General features: G+C 72.7%; 15 protein-coding genes and 1 pseudogene. 14 read left to right on the forward strand and 2 right to left on the reverse strand.

The window, feature by feature from the left end:
* The first annotated feature begins 132 nt into the window (after window positions 1–132).
* The 13 genes from TR49_RS25165 (at window position 133) to TR49_RS25225 (ending at window position 13398) form a co-directional block, all read left to right on the forward strand.
* Window positions 133–1281 (forward strand): hydroxymethylglutaryl-CoA lyase-like TIM-barrel protein, encoded by a 1149-nt coding sequence (locus TR49_RS25165; RefSeq protein ID WP_042385594.1) that lies wholly within the window; start codon window positions 133–135, stop codon window positions 1279–1281.
* Between the two features lie 89 nt (window positions 1282–1370).
* Entirely contained in the window at window positions 1371–1556 is a 186-nt protein-coding gene (locus tag TR49_RS25170) for a lysine biosynthesis protein LysW (RefSeq protein WP_042385595.1), read from the forward strand.
* Between the two features lies 1 nt (window position 1557).
* Complete coding sequence (locus tag TR49_RS25175) at window positions 1558–2409, forward strand: ATP-grasp domain-containing protein (protein WP_042385598.1); 852 nt, start codon at window positions 1558–1560, stop codon at window positions 2407–2409.
* The gene (gene argC / locus TR49_RS25180; RefSeq protein ID WP_042385601.1) at window positions 2406–3476 is read left to right on the forward strand and encodes an N-acetyl-gamma-glutamyl-phosphate reductase; all 1071 of its coding nucleotides are present in this window, start codon (window positions 2406–2408) and stop codon (window positions 3474–3476) included. The genes TR49_RS25175 and argC overlap by 4 nt, the downstream gene beginning before the upstream one ends.
* Complete coding sequence (locus TR49_RS25185; RefSeq protein ID WP_042385603.1) at window positions 3473–4279, forward strand: amino acid kinase family protein; 807 nt, start codon at window positions 3473–3475, stop codon at window positions 4277–4279. The genes argC and TR49_RS25185 overlap by 4 nt, the downstream gene beginning before the upstream one ends.
* Before the next feature lie 11 nt (window positions 4280–4290).
* On the forward strand, window positions 4291–4854 hold the full coding sequence (locus TR49_RS25190) for a type 1 glutamine amidotransferase (RefSeq protein ID WP_042385605.1): 564 nt from the start codon (window positions 4291–4293) through the stop codon (window positions 4852–4854).
* Window positions 4855–4899: 45 nt separating this feature from the next.
* Window positions 4900–6018, forward strand: coding sequence for a Glu/Leu/Phe/Val dehydrogenase dimerization domain-containing protein (locus tag TR49_RS25195; protein ID WP_052434620.1), 1119 nt, complete (start codon window positions 4900–4902; stop codon window positions 6016–6018).
* The gene (locus TR49_RS25200) at window positions 6015–7649 is read left to right on the forward strand and encodes an AMP-binding protein (RefSeq protein WP_042385607.1); all 1635 of its coding nucleotides are present in this window, start codon (window positions 6015–6017) and stop codon (window positions 7647–7649) included. Before TR49_RS25195 ends, TR49_RS25200 begins: the two co-directional genes overlap by 4 nt.
* A gap of 394 nt (window positions 7650–8043) precedes the next feature.
* Window positions 8044–9348 (forward strand): pyridoxal phosphate-dependent aminotransferase, encoded by a 1305-nt coding sequence (locus TR49_RS25205; RefSeq protein ID WP_174501603.1) that lies wholly within the window; start codon window positions 8044–8046, stop codon window positions 9346–9348.
* A 74-nt stretch (window positions 9349–9422) separates the two neighbouring features.
* Entirely contained in the window at window positions 9423–10325 is a 903-nt protein-coding gene (locus TR49_RS25210) for a fumarylacetoacetate (FAA) hydrolase (RefSeq protein WP_042385612.1), read from the forward strand.
* 165 nt (window positions 10326–10490) lie between these two features.
* On the forward strand, window positions 10491–11234 hold the full coding sequence (locus TR49_RS25215) for a maleate cis-trans isomerase family protein (protein ID WP_042385615.1): 744 nt from the start codon (window positions 10491–10493) through the stop codon (window positions 11232–11234).
* Between the two features lie 76 nt (window positions 11235–11310).
* A complete protein-coding gene (locus TR49_RS25220; protein ID WP_042385617.1) occupies window positions 11311–12072 on the forward strand; it encodes an SDR family NAD(P)-dependent oxidoreductase in 762 nt (253 codons plus the stop codon).
* 87 nt (window positions 12073–12159) lie between these two features.
* Complete coding sequence (locus TR49_RS25225) at window positions 12160–13398, forward strand: MFS transporter (RefSeq protein WP_042385619.1); 1239 nt, start codon at window positions 12160–12162, stop codon at window positions 13396–13398.
* Between the two features lie 98 nt (window positions 13399–13496).
* Here TR49_RS25225 and TR49_RS25230 read toward each other — a convergent pair whose 3' ends face one another.
* Entirely contained in the window at window positions 13497–14237 is a 741-nt protein-coding gene (locus TR49_RS25230) for an SDR family NAD(P)-dependent oxidoreductase (protein WP_042385623.1), read from the reverse strand.
* Window positions 14238–14340: 103 nt separating this feature from the next.
* Here TR49_RS25230 and TR49_RS25235 point away from each other — a divergent pair, with 103 nt between their 5' ends.
* On the forward strand, window positions 14341–14721 hold the full coding sequence (locus TR49_RS25235) for a MerR family transcriptional regulator (protein WP_042385625.1): 381 nt from the start codon (window positions 14341–14343) through the stop codon (window positions 14719–14721).
* A gap of 136 nt (window positions 14722–14857) precedes the next feature.
* On the opposite strand, the pseudogene TR49_RS44005 reads toward TR49_RS25235, so the two are convergent.
* Window positions 14858–15101, reverse strand: a pseudogene (locus TR49_RS44005) (M56 family peptidase); the annotation flags it as partial.

The raw sequence follows: 15101 nt of genomic DNA on the forward strand, positions 1-15101 counted from the left end.
TACAGGATGGTCTGCAGTGCGCACCGCACCGCCGAGCTCCGGCGACAAGCCAACCGCCCACGAACAAGGGGCCGTTGAATTCACCTGGAGCCAGCTCCGGGAAACCTCCCGGACACAGGAGGAGGGAACGCAATGGAAAAGAAAGAGCACGGGACACTCCCGGTGCCGCCGCAGATATCCGACGCCACGCTGCGCGACTCCGCGCACATGGCAGGGGTGGAATTCGGTCCCAGGGACGCCGCGGCGATCGCCGACCTACTGGTGAAGACCGGCGTGGCGCTGGTCGAGGTGGGCATGGTCGCCGGCCCGGACTCGAAGGACGGCGACCTGGTCCTGGCCACCCACGAGGCCGTCGGCCCCGAGCGCAGCATGACGCTGGTGGTCGTGCGCGACCGCCAGCAGGTGGCGACGGCCCTCGACGAGGCCGAGCGGCTCGGCGTGCGGCACATCATGTACTCCATTCCCACGTCCGAGCAGCACGCCAAGCTGAAGCTCGGCTCGCCCAGCGCGAAGTTCCTCCAGGCGCTGGCCCGTTCGGCGATCGCGCAGGCCAAGGACCGCGGCTTCCACGTCACCTTCAGCGGCGAGGACGCGGCGCGCACCCCCGCGGAGCGCCTGGTCCCGTACGTCACCGCGGGCTTCGACGCCGGCGCCGACCGGTTCCGGCTGGCGGAGACCGTCGCCTACCTGTCGCCGTGGCAGATGCAGGACGTGATCGCGGACCTGACCGCGATCGACGGCTCCGAGATCGAGATCCACTCGCACAACATGCTGGGCATGGCCGTCGCCAACTCCCTTGCCGCCGTGCGCGCCGGGGCGAAGTGGATCTCGGCGACCGTCGGCGGGATCGGCGAGCGCGGCGGTAACGCCCCGCTCGCCGAGCTGCTCACCTCGCTGCGCGTGATCCACGGCGACACCCGCTTCGACCTGAGCCACCTCACCGAGCTGTCGCGGCTCGCCCTCAAGGGCGCCGGCCTCGGCGAGGCGTTCCAGTCCGGCCCGACCACGCCGCACTCCTTCGCCTACGAGCTGCCGGGCCAGCTGAGCCACCCCGAGGCCTACGAGACGCTGCCCGCCGAGCTCGTCGGGAACTCCCGCGAGCTGCTGGTGCGCACCCGCCTGACGACCGCCCTGGTCACGTGGGCGCTGGGCGACTCCGGCGTCTTCGTCGACGTCGAAGCCTTCACACCATGGCTGATCGAGCGTCAGGAGTCTTCGGGCGCTCCGCTGCTGGACCGCGACGCGATCCGCAAGGCCGCGATCGAGTTCCAGGCCGCCTGAGGCCCCCACCACGGGCGCGCCCCCACCAGCACACCCCCACGCGAACACATCCACCGTCACCACCTTCACCACCAACAGGAGTGAGATCCATGTCCACCGCCACCCTGACCGGCGCCTGCCCCGAGTGCGAGACCGACCTGACCGTGCCGCCGATCGCCCAGGGCGAGACCTTCTCCTGCCCCGAGTGCATGCTCACGCTGCGTGTCGAGGAAATCCAGGACGGGCGGCTGACCCTCGAGATGGTCCAGGTCACGCTGCGCGACTGGGGCCAGTGAGATGACCAAGAACGTCGCCATCGTCGCGGACCGGATCAGCTGGGAGGAGCGCCGGCTGATCGAGGCCGCCCCCGAGCTCGGACTGCATGTCGAGTGGGTCAACGACGAGTCCCTGTGCCTCGGCGCGCCCGGCGCGCCGTCGGTGCAGGACTTCGACGCGCTGCTGGTGCGCAGCCGCAGCTACACGCGCGGCGGCCTGGTCGCCACGCTCGCCGAGGCCGCCGGGATCCCCGTCCTCAACAGCGCGCGGGCCATCAACGCCTGTGAGAACAAGGCCGTCCTGCGGTCGGTGCTGAGCGCCGCGGAGATCCCCGTGCCGGACTTCCGGCTGGTGCTGTCCCGCCGCGACTTCGAGAAGGCGCTGGACGAGCTCGGCGTGCCGGTGGTGCTCAAGCCGATCTTCGGCGGCATGGGCAAGCGGGTCACCCTGATCCGCCACACCGACACCGCCCACTCCGTCTACGACTACGTCGAGGACCTCGGGCACGCCTTCGAGCAGGCCTGCCTGGTCGAGCCGTACCTCTCCGGCGGCTCGTCGGTGCGCTGCCTCGTGGTGGGCCGCGACATCGTGGCCGCCGCGGAGTTCGCCAGCGCCGGCGCCGACTGGCGCAGCAACGCGGCGCTCGGCAACCGCAGCACCACCCTCGCCTACGATCCCGACGTCGTGAAGATCGTCGACGCCGTGGTCTCCGAACTCGGCGCCGGGATCTACGGCGTCGACCTCTTCCGCACCGACGACGGCTACGTCGTCAACGAGGTCAACCACGCCCCTGCCTTCCGCGGGGTGGCCTCGGTGACCGGCGCGGACATCCCCAACGCCGTCGGCTCGTTCGTCCAGGAGCTGCTCTCATGATCCGCGCGGGTGTCGTCGGAGCCTCCGGGCTCGCCGGCGGCGAACTGATCAGGCTGATCACTCAGCACCCCGAGATGGAACTGACCTTCCTCGGCGGTTCCTCCAACATCGGCCGGCGTCCGGCCGAGCTGCACGCCAACCTGCGGTTCGACCTCGGGCTGACCGTGCAACCCGTCACCGAGGAGGTCGCCGGCCTGGTCGACGTCCTCTTCCTGGCCACGCCGGCGCCGGTCTCGGCGCAGCTCGCCGGGCAGCTGGCGGACAAGGTCCCGGCGATCGTCGACCTCAGCGGTGCGTTCCGCATCCGCACCCCGGAGCTGCACGACCGCTGGTACCCCAAGGTCCAGCGCCGCGCCGAACTGGCGGACCGCTTCGTCTACGGCGTCCCGGAGCTGATCCGGGACCAGCTGGTGGGCGCGCCGCTGATCTCGCTGCCGGGCTGCTACGCCACCGCGCTGACGCTGGGCCTGGCCCCCCTCACCCTCGGCCTCGGGCTGGACCTGAAGACGGTGGTGGTGGACGGCAAGAGCGGCTCCAGCGGCGGCGGCCTGCAGCTGCGCACCGCGGACCTGCACCCGTTCCGCAACGGCGCCATCGCCCCCTACGCCCCGACGGGGCACCGGCACGCGGCCGAGGTCGGCGACTTCCTGGCCCGCGCGAAGTCGGACAGCGGCACATCGGGCAGCATCGCCTCGCTCAGCATGTCCGCCTACGGCGTCTCGCACGTGCGCGGCCTGCTCACCAGCTCCTACATCTTCACCGACGCGGAGGTGGACCAGCGCGAGCTGCAGCGCGCGTACACGCGCTTCTACAAGGGCAGCCGCTTCGTGCGGGTGCGCCGCCACAACGAGACGCTGATCCCGGTGCCCGATCCGCAGGTCGTGCTCGGCTCCAACTTCTGCGACGTGACCGTCCTGCACGACCCCGAGGGCGGACGGATCGTCGTCCTGTCCGCGCTCGACAACCTCGTCAAGGGCGCCGCCGGACAGGCCGTGCAGGTCGCCAACATCCGGTTCGGCCTGCCGGAGGAGACGGGGCTGACCATGCAGCCGGTGATGCCCGCATGAGCAGGACCCAGGACACCGACAGGACGCCGACCGTCGTCAAGCTCGGCGGCAGCTGCCTGGACGACCTGGCCGGCACCTGGTGGGACGACCTGGCCCGCTACGGGCTGCTGCGGCCACTGGTCCTCGTGCACGGCTGGTCCAAGCCGCTCAAGCGGCTGAACCCGCGCTACAGCGAGCCGTCGGCGATCCTGCGTGACCGCTACGGCAACCAGAGCCGCTGGACCACCCCCGAGGTCATCGAGGACATCAAGACCGTCAGCGCCACGCTGGCCGAGGACGTCCTCGGCCGGCTGGGCCGCCGCGGCATCACGGCGGAGTGGCTGCTCGGCAGCGACGGGCTGGTCCAGGCCGGCGAGGGCGAACGCTGGTGGTGGCGGGAGAAGCAGCTGGTCGAGCTGGAGAACCTGGTCGGCCCGATCACCGGCGTGGACCCCTCCGCGCTGAAGAACCTGCAGCCCGGCCACGCCTACCTGGTCACCCCGCTGGCCCGCAACGCGGCCGGGCAGGAGGTCAACAACGACGCGGACCGCGCAGCGGCCGCGATCGCCGGTGCCGTCGGCGCCACCGACCTGGTCCTGGTCACCGACGTCCCGCACCTGCTGGTCGACGGAGAGCCGGTGGACCGGATCAGCGCCGAGGCAGCGGCCGCCTTCCGCGACAAGGGCGCCACCGGCGGCATGCGCAAGAAGCTGCGGGCCGCCGGAGAGGCGCTGGAGCGGGGCGTCGCGCGGGTCGTCATCGGCAGCGCCCCCGTCACGGACCTGCTGGCCGCCCGCACCGGCACCGTCATCACCCGAACCTGAGGAGCGAGCACGTGGCGAAATCCCGTGTGCTAGTCGTCAACAACGGAACTCTGTCCCTGCCGCAGCTCCGCAAGCGCTTCGAGGACATGGGCTCGGAGACCGACGCGGTCGACGCGGCCTCCGTGCCCACGAAGCTGGACGGCCGCTACCAGGCGATCGCGCTGAGCGGCACCAAGGTGCGGGCCTACGACCAGGACTTCTACAAGCCGCTCGTCGACCTGGTGATGAACTCCGACGTCCCGGTCTTCGCGATCTGCGGCGGCATGCAGCTGATCGCGGTCGCGGCCGGCGGCCGCCTGGCCGAGGGGCAGAGCCGCGTCGGCGGCTACGAGGTGCAGGTCGACAAGACCGAACCGATCTTCGAGTTCGTGAAGCCGACCGTGACCGTCTTCCACCGGCACACCCTCTACCTGCAGGAGGCCCCACAGGGCTTCCGCTCGATCGGCCGCTCCGAGCACGCGCCCGTGGAGTTCCTGCGCTCCGACGACGGCCGCATCTTCGGCGCCCAGGCCCACCTGGAGTTCCGCGAGGACGGCCGGGAGATCCTGCGCGGCTTCGCGCAGCTCTACCGGTGACCGCCCCGGACCCGTGAACCATTCAACGTAGGCAAGGACTTGACCATGAGTGAGCAAGGCTCGAACGGGCCCGCCTTCACCGTCCACCTGGGCGGCAGCGGCGGCCACATCAAGGGCTGGGTGGTCGTCGACTCGCTCGTCGACGGCCTGGCGATGGGCGGCACCCGGATGACCGCCGGGGTCACCGAGGAGGAGGTCGCCGGGCTCGCCCGCGACATGACCGAGAAGTTCACCCTCGCGGGCCTGCGCATCGGCGGCGCGAAGGCCGGCATCGTCGCGGACGGCGGCGACCGGGAGGAGACGTTCCGCACCTTCGGAAGGACCGTCAAGCCGCTGCTGCACGGCGGCATCCACCTCGGCATCGACATGGGCGTCACCCCGGCCGACCGGGCCGTCTTCTTCGACGAGGCGAAGTACGATCCGCGCTACCGTCTGGGCGCCCCCGACATGCCGATCGACTGGCGCACCTACTACGAACCGCTGATCGACTGCACCGGCCACGGCGTCGGCGTCGCCGCGCTCACCGCCCTGGAGGCGAGCGGCCGCACCGAACCGGCCCGGATCGTGATCCAGGGCTTCGGCGCCGTCGGCCGCGCCGTCGCCCGCTTCCTGGAGGAGCGCGGGCACGTCGTCGTCGGCATCGCCGACGTGCAGGGCACCATCAGCGCGGACCGGCTCCCCGTCGCAGACCTGGTCGCGATCACCGACGAGTTCGGGCGGATCGACCACGCGCGGCTGCCCCAGCACGTCACCGTGAACCGCGAGCCGGACGCCTGGCTGGACCTGGACGCCGACCTGCTGGTGCTCGCCGCGCAGAAGTACGCGCTCAACGCCGAGAACGCCCACCGGCTGCGGGCCCGCATGGTGATCGAGGGCGCCAACATCGCCTCCAGCGACGAGGCCCGACAGAAGGTGGCGGCCGCCGGGGTGACCCTGGTCCCCGGCGTCATCGCCAACATCGGCGGCGCCGGGTCCGCGGCCCTGGCCGTGACCCGGGTGGTCCCCTTCGACCTGTCGTCGGACGCGCGCAAGAGCTGGGTCTTCGACTGGGTCGCCGACCGGGTCCGCACCAACACCCGGGACCTGCTGGAGATCGCGGCGTCCCGCGCCGGAGACCCGCTGCCCGAACTGCTCGCCACGCGCCGCGCGGAGCTGCACCGATGACCGCCGACCCGTCGGCCGCCGACCGGCTGGCCGAGTACCGCAGGCGCGGCTGGTGGCGGGACGAGACCTTCCTGGACGACCTGCGCCGCCAGGCCGTGGAGCGTCCACGCAAGCTCGCCATCGCCGGACGCCGGCTCGCCGAGGCCCGCACCGACACCCTCGACTACGCCGAACTGTCACGGCTGACCGACCGGTTCGCCGGGGCGCTGCTGGAACTGGGCGTGGAGCGCGGCGACGTCGTCGCCGTCCAGCTGCCCAACCGGTGGGAGATGGTCCCGCTGATGTTCGCCTGCATGGCGGCCGGCGCGGTCATCTGCCCCATCGCGCCGGTCTGCCAGGAGGAGGAGCTGCGGCACCGGCTGGCGCTCACCGAGGCCCGGGTGTGCATCACCCTGCCGGAGTGGGAGGGCTACCCGCTGGCCGAGACGCTCAACGCGCTGCGCTCCGAGCTGCCGCTGGAACACGTGGTGGTGCTCGACGGCCACGCCCCCGCGGGCGCGGTGGACTTCCACGACCACTTCGTCGCCACGCACTGGGAGAACCGGCGCATGGGCGACCTGGACGGGCGTCAGCTGCGGCCCGACGAGCCGTTCGTGGTGCTGTTCACCTCCGGCACCACCGGGTTCTCCAAGGGCGTGGTGCACAGCCAGAACACCGTCCACTCCGGCGTGCGTGGCTACGTGGACACCTTCCTGCTGCACGGCGGGCTGGTCGCCGCGGTCACCACCCCGCTGGTGCACTACTCCGGCTTCGGCCAGGGCGTGCTCGCCGGGGTGATGCTCGGCGGCACGATCGCCTTCCAGGACGGCCCCGACCACGCGGGCCTGCTGGACCTGGTCGAGCGCTACGGCGCGACGCTGATCTACGGGCCGCCGCCCACCCTGTCCGGGGTGGCCGCCGCGCAGCAGGCCGACCCGCACGACGTGTCGAGCCTGCGCCACACCGTCACCGGCGCGGCGCCGGTGCTCCAGGAGCTGGTGGACGAGCTGCGCGACACCTTCGGCGCACGCACGTACTCGGTGTGGGGCATGTCCGAGTTCGGTCCGGTCACCATCAGCCGGCTGGACTACAACCAGGACTGGGCGGCGCACAGCCACGGGCGGCCGATCGACTCCATGGAGATCCGCATCGACCAGTGCGCGGACCCGACCAAGCGCGCGCCGGTCGGCCGGCTGCGGGTGCGTGGGGCGTCGCAGGCGCTCGGCTACTACAAGCAGCAGGACGTCTTCGACGCGGAGTTGATGGGCGACGGGTGGTTCGACACCGGCGACGTCGCCCGTGAGGACGGGCGCGGCGGGATCCGTGTCCTGGGCCGCGCCAAGGACGCCATCATGCGGGACGGCATCGTGCTGCCGATGGCCGAACTGGAGTCGGTCATCGCCGCCCACCCCAAGGTGACCGAGGCCGCGATCGTCGGTCCAACCGGGCACATCGACGACCCGATCCTCGCCGTCGTCGTGCCCAGCGGCGGCACCCCGCCGAGCCTGACCGAGCTCCGCGCCCACCTCCGGGACGCGGGCCAGGACGCCCGGTTCCTCCCCGAGCGCCTGGAGATCACCTCGGCCCTGCCGAAAACCCTCACCGGCAAGGTCCGCAAGGTCGAACTGCGCAAGCGGTACGCCACGGACTGACGCCTCGGGTCACCCCCGCCCCACCCGGTGGCGGCCCGGCCCCCCACGGGCCGCCGTCGGAGCCCCAACGGGCGCCCGCAGCTCCGCTGCCCGACGGTATGGGCGGCAGCGCCCCGCAGCCGCGCGGGCAACGGGCGTCGCCGAGGGCACCCACCCGGCGGCGTCGCCTCCGCTCTCTCGCCCCCAACCGGTCGGCGGCCCGGCCCCCCACGGGCCGCCGCCAGGGCTCCGCATCCGCTTCCGTTCCGGCCCCGTCCCCCGACCGGGACGCGCGGCTCGCAGCCGCGCGGTCGCCGTCAGGTTCCTCCGGAGGCGCGTAGCCCCCCGACGCGTCCGACGCTGTTCCCTCCGCCGCCGGCTCCTGGCCGGTGAGGCCTGATCCTTGGAGTCCCCCATGTCCGAAGCCGTGCCGGTGACCAAGTCGGCGACGTTGGCCGCCGATGAGGCGCTGGAGCGCCGGAGGCTCGCCGGGGAGCAGGTGCTGTCCCTGGCGAGCGGTGAGATCGGTCTGCCCGTGCTGCCCGCGTTGCGGTTGCGGCTCGCCGAGGCGGCGGGGCGCAACGCGTACGGTCCCGTGGCCGGCAGTGCGGAGCTGCGCTCCGCGGCTGCCGGGTACTGGGGGCGGCGCGACCTGCCCACCGACCCTGAGCTGGTGCTGTGCGGGCCGGGGAGCAAGCCGCTGCTCTTCGCCCTGATGCTGGCCGTCGGCGGCGACGTCGTCGTGCCGGTGCCGAGCTGGGTGAGCTACGCCGCCCAGGCGCGGCTGGCCGGGGCCCGGCCCATCCACGTGCCCACCGTGCCGGGCCAGGGCGGCGTGCCGGACCCGGACGCGCTGCGGGTGGCCGTGGCCGCCGCGCGGGCGGCAGGGCGGAACCCGCGGTGCGTCGTGGTGACCCTGCCCGACAACCCCACGGGAACCATCGCCGAGCCGGACACCCTGCGGCGCCTGGGCGAGGCGGTCAGGGAGCTGGACCTGGTCGTCGTCTCCGACGAGATCTACTGCGACCTCGTCTTCGACGACGAAGGACCCGCCGTCTCCCCGGCCGTGTTCGCCCCCGAGCGCACCGTGGTGACGACGGGGCTGACCAAGAACCTGGGCCTGGGCGGCTGGCGGATGGGCGTGGCCCGGCTGCCCGAGGGGCGCCTCGGGCGCGACCTGCGGGACCGCCTGGAGGCCGTCGCCAGTCAGACCTGGTCGACGACCGCCGCGCCGGTCCAGGAAGCCGCCGCCTACGCCTTCGGGGAGCCGTCCGAGGTGGTCGCCTACGTCGCCGGGGCCCGGCGGCTGCACGAGACGGTGGTGCGCGCGGTGGCCCGGCACTTCGCCGCCGTCGGCGCCGAGCTGACGCCGGTGCGCGCCACCAGCTACCTGTACCCGGACTTCGAGCCGCTGCGGGAGCAGCTGCGCGAGATCCACGGAGTCTCCTCGGGCGGGGAGTTGGCCGCCCTGCTCGCGGAGCGCCACGGCGTGGGCGTGCTGCCCGGCAGCGCCTTCGGCGAAGCCGACCGTTCGCTGCGGATCCGCGTGGCCACCAGTCGGCTGTACGGCGAGACCGACGCGCAGCGCACGGCCTCCCTGGCCGCCGTCGCCCCGCTCGAACTCCCTTGGATCAAGGCCTCTCTGGACCGCATCGCCGACGTGCTCGGCGACCTGGTCCGGTCCCCCGCCGCCCGGTCGGCGACCGCCGGGCGTTCCTGACCGTCCTGCCCGGCGCGCCGGGTTCCCCCTGCCCGGCGCGCCCCCTTCTTTCGACCCATCGGAGGTCCGCACCCATGTCCGTCACGACCGAGACCGTCAGCGAGTACACGTACCGGGGTGAGCGCTACGTCAGCCGCGGCATCGCGGCGCACGGCGAGCCTCAGACCCTGCACCGGGTGGCCCAGAGCCGGCTGCGTGCCGCCCTCCGCGGGGAGGGCGGCCCGGAGGCGCTCGCCGCCCTGCTCGACGCGGCCGACACCATCACGGTGACCGCCGGCGATCCCGAACTCACGGCTCTGCCGCCGCTGTTGCCGACGGACGGCGGCCACTCGCTGGTCAGCGGCTTCCTCGGCACCCACAAGTCCAAGGCGGACGCCATCGTCCAGCACGGCGACCAGCCGCCGCTGCCCAAGTGGTACTTCAAGGGCCTCGGCTCCTGGCTGCGCACACCGGGTCAGCCGCTGGTCGCCCCCGCCGAGCCGGTCATCGTGATCGAGGAGGCGGAGGTCGTCCTGGTCTTCGTCAACGACGAGAACGGCGAGCCCCACTACGCGGGCTACACCTTCGGCAACGACTTCTGCGACATCGGCCTGCACCGGATCGACCCCGGCTACACACCCTCGGGCAAGCTCTGCGACACGGCCGTCTCGCCCCACCTCTTCCTCGGCGAGCCGCCGCGCGCGGCCACCGGTCAGGTCACCATCGAGCGCGACGGGCGGCCTGCCTGGAAGGGCACGTTCGACTGCGGCGCCGACGCGCTGTGGTTCCGCACCTCGGACCTGGTCGACCGGCTCTTCTCCTTCCCGGCGCTGCGCCGCCCCGGGCTCGTCAACTACGTGCTGACCGGCGCGGACCTCAGCAGCTTCCACGACGGCTTCCAGATCGCCGACGGCGACCACGTCGTCATCGACGTGGCCAGCCACGGCGTGGTCCTGTCGAACACGATCCGGTTCGGCGGGTCGACGGCGTCCTTCTGACGGGGCTTCGGACCAGGCGGGGAGGGCCCCTTCGACCCGCGGTCGAAGGGGCCCTCGCGCATTCTCCACCGGGTGTTCGTGACCGCACTGTGACGAGTCGTCAAGATGTGTCAAGAAGCGCGAATTCGGGCGGACCGCCCCGCGCGCCGCAACTAACGTATTGCCATGGACATTTTCCGTCTACCCCGGCTCGGCCTCGTCGTTCCTCCGGAAAACCCCATAGCGGAACCCGAGTTCAACCGCCTTCTCGGCGCCGAGATCAATGTTTACAGCGCGCGTTTCCCGGTGACCCCGGAATTCAACAGGGAAACCATGGAAATGTACAACCAGGTGCTCCCGGAAACGCTGGCCGATTTCGGCCGGATGAATCTGGACGCGGCCGTGATCGCGTGCAACGCCTCGCACTACCTGCTCGACCCGGACGGCGACCGGGCCTTCCTCGCGGAGCTGTCGCAGCGTTTCGGCTTTCCCGTGCAGTCCTCGACCCGGGCGATCCTCGACCTGTGCGAGGCGCTCGGGGTGACCCGCATGTCGCTCGTCTCCCCCTACGACGCGTGGCTGACCGACCTGTCCCGCGGCTACTGGGAGAAGGCAGGGATCGCGGTCGACCACGTCGTGCTCGCCCCGGGCGTGCCCGGCGTCACCGCGGCGGACGACCGCTTCAACCCCTACCTGGTGACCACCGAGACGCTGCTGACGCGCCTCGCCCAGGTCGAACTCGCCGACGACGCCGTTGTGTTGTTCACCGGCACGGGCATGGGCACGCTGCCCGCGCTGACCGAGCTGGCCCGGGACGGCGGCCGGCGCACCCTGCTCACCTCCAACCTCGCCTCGGCCTGGTGGACGCGCCGCACCGTCGGCGCCGACGGTGCCGCCCCGCACCCGCTGCTGCGCCGCCTCAAGCGCTGAGCGGTCCGCAGCCTCATCCGCACGACCACACCCACAGGTCCACCTGCAGGTCCAAATCCACAAGGAGGCGTCGGCCATGGCCGTCACCAGCGAAGCAGAGACGTCCGCCCCCCTCGTCGCCGTGGTGAGCGGTGGCGCGTCCGGGATCGGCGCGGCCGCGGCCGCCGCGCTCGCCGACCGGGGTGTGCAGGTGGCCGCCCTCGACCTGAACCCCGATCAGGTCGCCGCCTCCGTCGTCGGCATCGCCTGCGACGTCGCCGACGACGCCTCGGTGCGCCGGGCCGTCGCCGAGGTCGCGGAGCGCTTCGGCCGGATCGACATCCTCGTGAACAACGCCGGGATCGCCGCCCAGGGCGACGTCTCGGAGAACGACGACGAGGAGTGGCACCGCGTGTTCGACGTGAACGTCGTCGGCATGGTGCGCCTCACCCGCGCCGCGCTGCCTTACCTGCGCAAGTCCCCCGCCGCGGCGATCGTCAACACCTGTTCCGTCTTCGCCATGATCGGCCTGCCGCGGCGCGTCCTGTACTCCACCTCGAAGGGGGCCGTGCACTCCCTGACCCTGGCGATGGCGGCCGACCACGTCCGCGACGGCATACGCGTCAACGCCGTCGCCCCGGGCGCCGTCGACACCCCGTGGATCGCGCGCATGCTCGCCAGGTCCGCCGACCCCGAGGCGGAGCGGGCCGCGCTCGACGAGCGGCACCCGATCGGCCGGTTGACGCGCCCCGAGGAGGTCGGCGAGGCGATCGCCTATCTGGCCACCCCCGCGTCCTCGGCCGTGACCGGGACCATCCTGCCCGTCGACGGCGGCCTGAACCGCCTGCGGCTGCGGTAACCCGTCACGCCCGCACGGTCCTTGCCCACCCCCGCCGCTTGGGCGGGGTTGACCCTCACACTAGTGGAAAGGTTTGAGCATCCCGTCATGAGGAGCACCGAGCCGTCCGTCGGCACCGCCACCGCACCCCCCGTCCCCGATACGACGCCCACCGCGAACACGAAGCTGCCGATGGCGAGCCTGCTCGCGCTGGCCGTCGCGGTGTTCATCACCAGCCTCACCGAGACCCTGCCCGCCGGGCTGCTGCCCGCGATGAGCGCCAGCCTGCACACGAGCCAGTCCGCCGCCGGGCAGACCGTGACCATCTACGCGCTGGGGACGGTGCTCACCACCATCCCGCTGTCCTCGGCGACCGCGGGCTGGCGCCGTCGGCGCCTGCTACTGACCGCGATGGCCGGCTTCGCCGTCGCCAACACCGTCACCGCGCTGTCGACGAACTACCCCGCCACCCTCGTCGCCCGGTTCGTCGCCGGCATCGCCGCCGGTTTGGCGTGGGCCCTGCTGGCCGGATACGCCCGCCGGATGGTCGCGCCCCAGCAGGAGGGCCGCGCCATCGCGATCGCCATGGCCGGCATCCCTGTCGCGCTCTCTCTCGGCGTCCCGGCCGGCACCTTCCTGGGCCAGGTGGCGTCCTGGCAGTGGGCGTTCGGCGCCATGACGCTGCTCACCGTCGTCCTGCTGGTCTGGATCGCGGCCGTCGTCCCCGACTACCCGGGGCAGCAGGCGGGCGGAAAGATCCCCGTGCGCCGGACCCTGCTGGTGCCGGGCGTGGCGCCAGTGCTGTTCGTGATGCTGGTCTTCGTGCTGGCCCACACCATCCTGTACGCCTACGTCGCCACCTTCCTGCAGCACATCGGCATGGGCGGCCAGACGGACGCGGCGCTGCTGGTCTTCGGCGTGGCCTGCCTCGTCAGCATCTGGGTGGTCGGCGCCTTCATCGCGGCGCACCTGCGCACGCTGACGGTCGCCTGCACACTGCTGGTGGGCGCCGCCGTCGCGCTCCTGGGCGCCTTCTCGGGCACTCACGCCCTGGTCTACGTCGCGGCCGCGCTGTGGGGCCTCGGCTGGGGCGGCGTGCCGACCCTGCTGCAGACCGCCGCCGGCCAGGCCGGCGGCGAGGCGGCCGACGCGGCGCAGGCGATCCTGGTGGTCCTGTGGAACGTGGCCATGGCCGGTGGCGGCATCGCGGGCGGCATCGTCCTCGGGGCCGTCGGGGTCTCCCCGTTCCCCTGGATCGTGCTGGTCCTGCTCGTCCCGGTGCTCATGGTCGTGCTGGCCGCCCGCGCTCACGGGTTCCCCGGCAGGCGTGCGGCCGAGGCGAGTTGACCGGCAGAGCCGGGCAGGTGGTCCCCGCGGGGCGCCGGGCCGCGATCAGCGCCGGCACCCCGCGCGGGTCCCGCTTCCGCCGGGGGGAGCGGAGCGGCTCAGGCGGTGTAGCCGCCGTCCACGGCGAGCGCCGTGCCGGTCACGTACCGGCCGCCGGGGCCCGCGAGGAAGGCCACCGCGGCGGCGATGTCGTCGGCCTCGCCGAAACGGCCGAGGGCCGTGAGGTCGCGCTGGAAGTCGCCGGCCTCGCCGTCGGCCGGGTTCATGTCGGTGTCGATCGGCCCCGGGTCCACGATGGTGGCGGTGATCCCGCGCGGGCCGAGCTCGCGGGCCAGCCCCTTGGTCAGGCCGACCAGGGCGGTCTTGGCCATCGCCTGCACGACGAAGTTCGCCCCGGGGACACGCCCGTTGAAGCACGACCCGATGCTGATGACCCGGCCGCCGTCGCCCATGTGCCGGGCCGCCGCCTGGGCGGCCAGGAACACCGAGCGCACGTCCACGGCGAGCGCCCGGTCCAGGTCGTCGGCCGTCACGTCCGCGAGCGCCCCGTACGCCAGGAAGCCCGCGTTGTTCACCAGGATGTCGATGCCGCCCAGCTCACGTACCGTCTGCTCCACCGCGTCCACGGCGGCGTTCGGCTCGGTGAGGTCCGCCTGGATCACCGCGGCCCTGCCGCCGGCGGCCTCGATCTCCTTGGCGACCCCGCGGGCCTGCTCCTCACCCTGCACGTAGGTCAGCGCCACCGCGGCACCCGCGTCGGCGAGCCGCTTCGCGATCGCGGCACCGATGCCGCGGCTGCCGCCGGTCACCAGCGCGACCTTGCCCGTCAGTTCACCCATGATCTTCCTCCGTTGGACGGGGGCGTGGTATGTGCCCTGACGAAATCTTGAAACCCTTCCATTAGTGTGAATGTCAAGTCCGAGGCGAATGAGGCTTTTTGACATGCGAATCGGAGAGCTGTCGCGGCGCACGGAGACCTCTCGGCGCCTGCTGCGCTACTACGAGGAACACGGTCTGATCTTCTCCGACCGCGAGGCCAACGGCTACCGGGACTACGACGAGGTCTTCGTCGACCGCGTCCTGCAGATCCGCGGCCTGCTGGCGGCCGGGCTGCCGATCCGGATCATCAAGCAGATCCTGCCGTGCCTGCGGGAGACCCGGGCCATCTTCTTCGACGAGGCCACCCCCGAGATGCTGGCCGCGCTCGAGGAGGAGCGCGACCGCATGACGGCGCGGATCCGCTGCCTGGAACGCAACCGCGACGCCGTCGCCGAGTACCTGGCGGCGGTGGGCGGCGACCAGCTCGCCCGCCCGGCGGCGTAGGCGGTCGGCGGGCCCCCACCAGGCGGGGTCGTCGGCACGGCACCTCGGCACGGCACCTCGGCGGACGTCGGCGGTGCGGCCCGCGTACACCCGGCGCGGAACCGGCCGCCCCCAGGCGATGCCGCGGGGCGAGGCCTCACCGCGGGTCGAACAGCAGGTGGATGTCGTGGGCGGCGGTGAAGGCGCAGAGGCCGCTGGCGGTCAGCAGCAGCCCCGTGGCCAGCACCGGGAGCCACGGCACGCCCCACGGCAGAGCCCAGGGCAGGCTGCGGTGGGAGCGGGGCGCCGGGGCGAGCAGCGCGGCCACGCGGCGCGGGACCGGGCCCGCGCCGTGGAGTGCGCCGCGGCGCAGGCCGCGGATGCCGAGCGCGGTCGCGGGG

It is taken from the genome of Streptacidiphilus melanogenes (assembly GCF_000787835.1).
Classification (GTDB): Bacteria; Actinomycetota; Actinomycetes; order Streptomycetales; family Streptomycetaceae; genus Streptacidiphilus; species Streptacidiphilus melanogenes.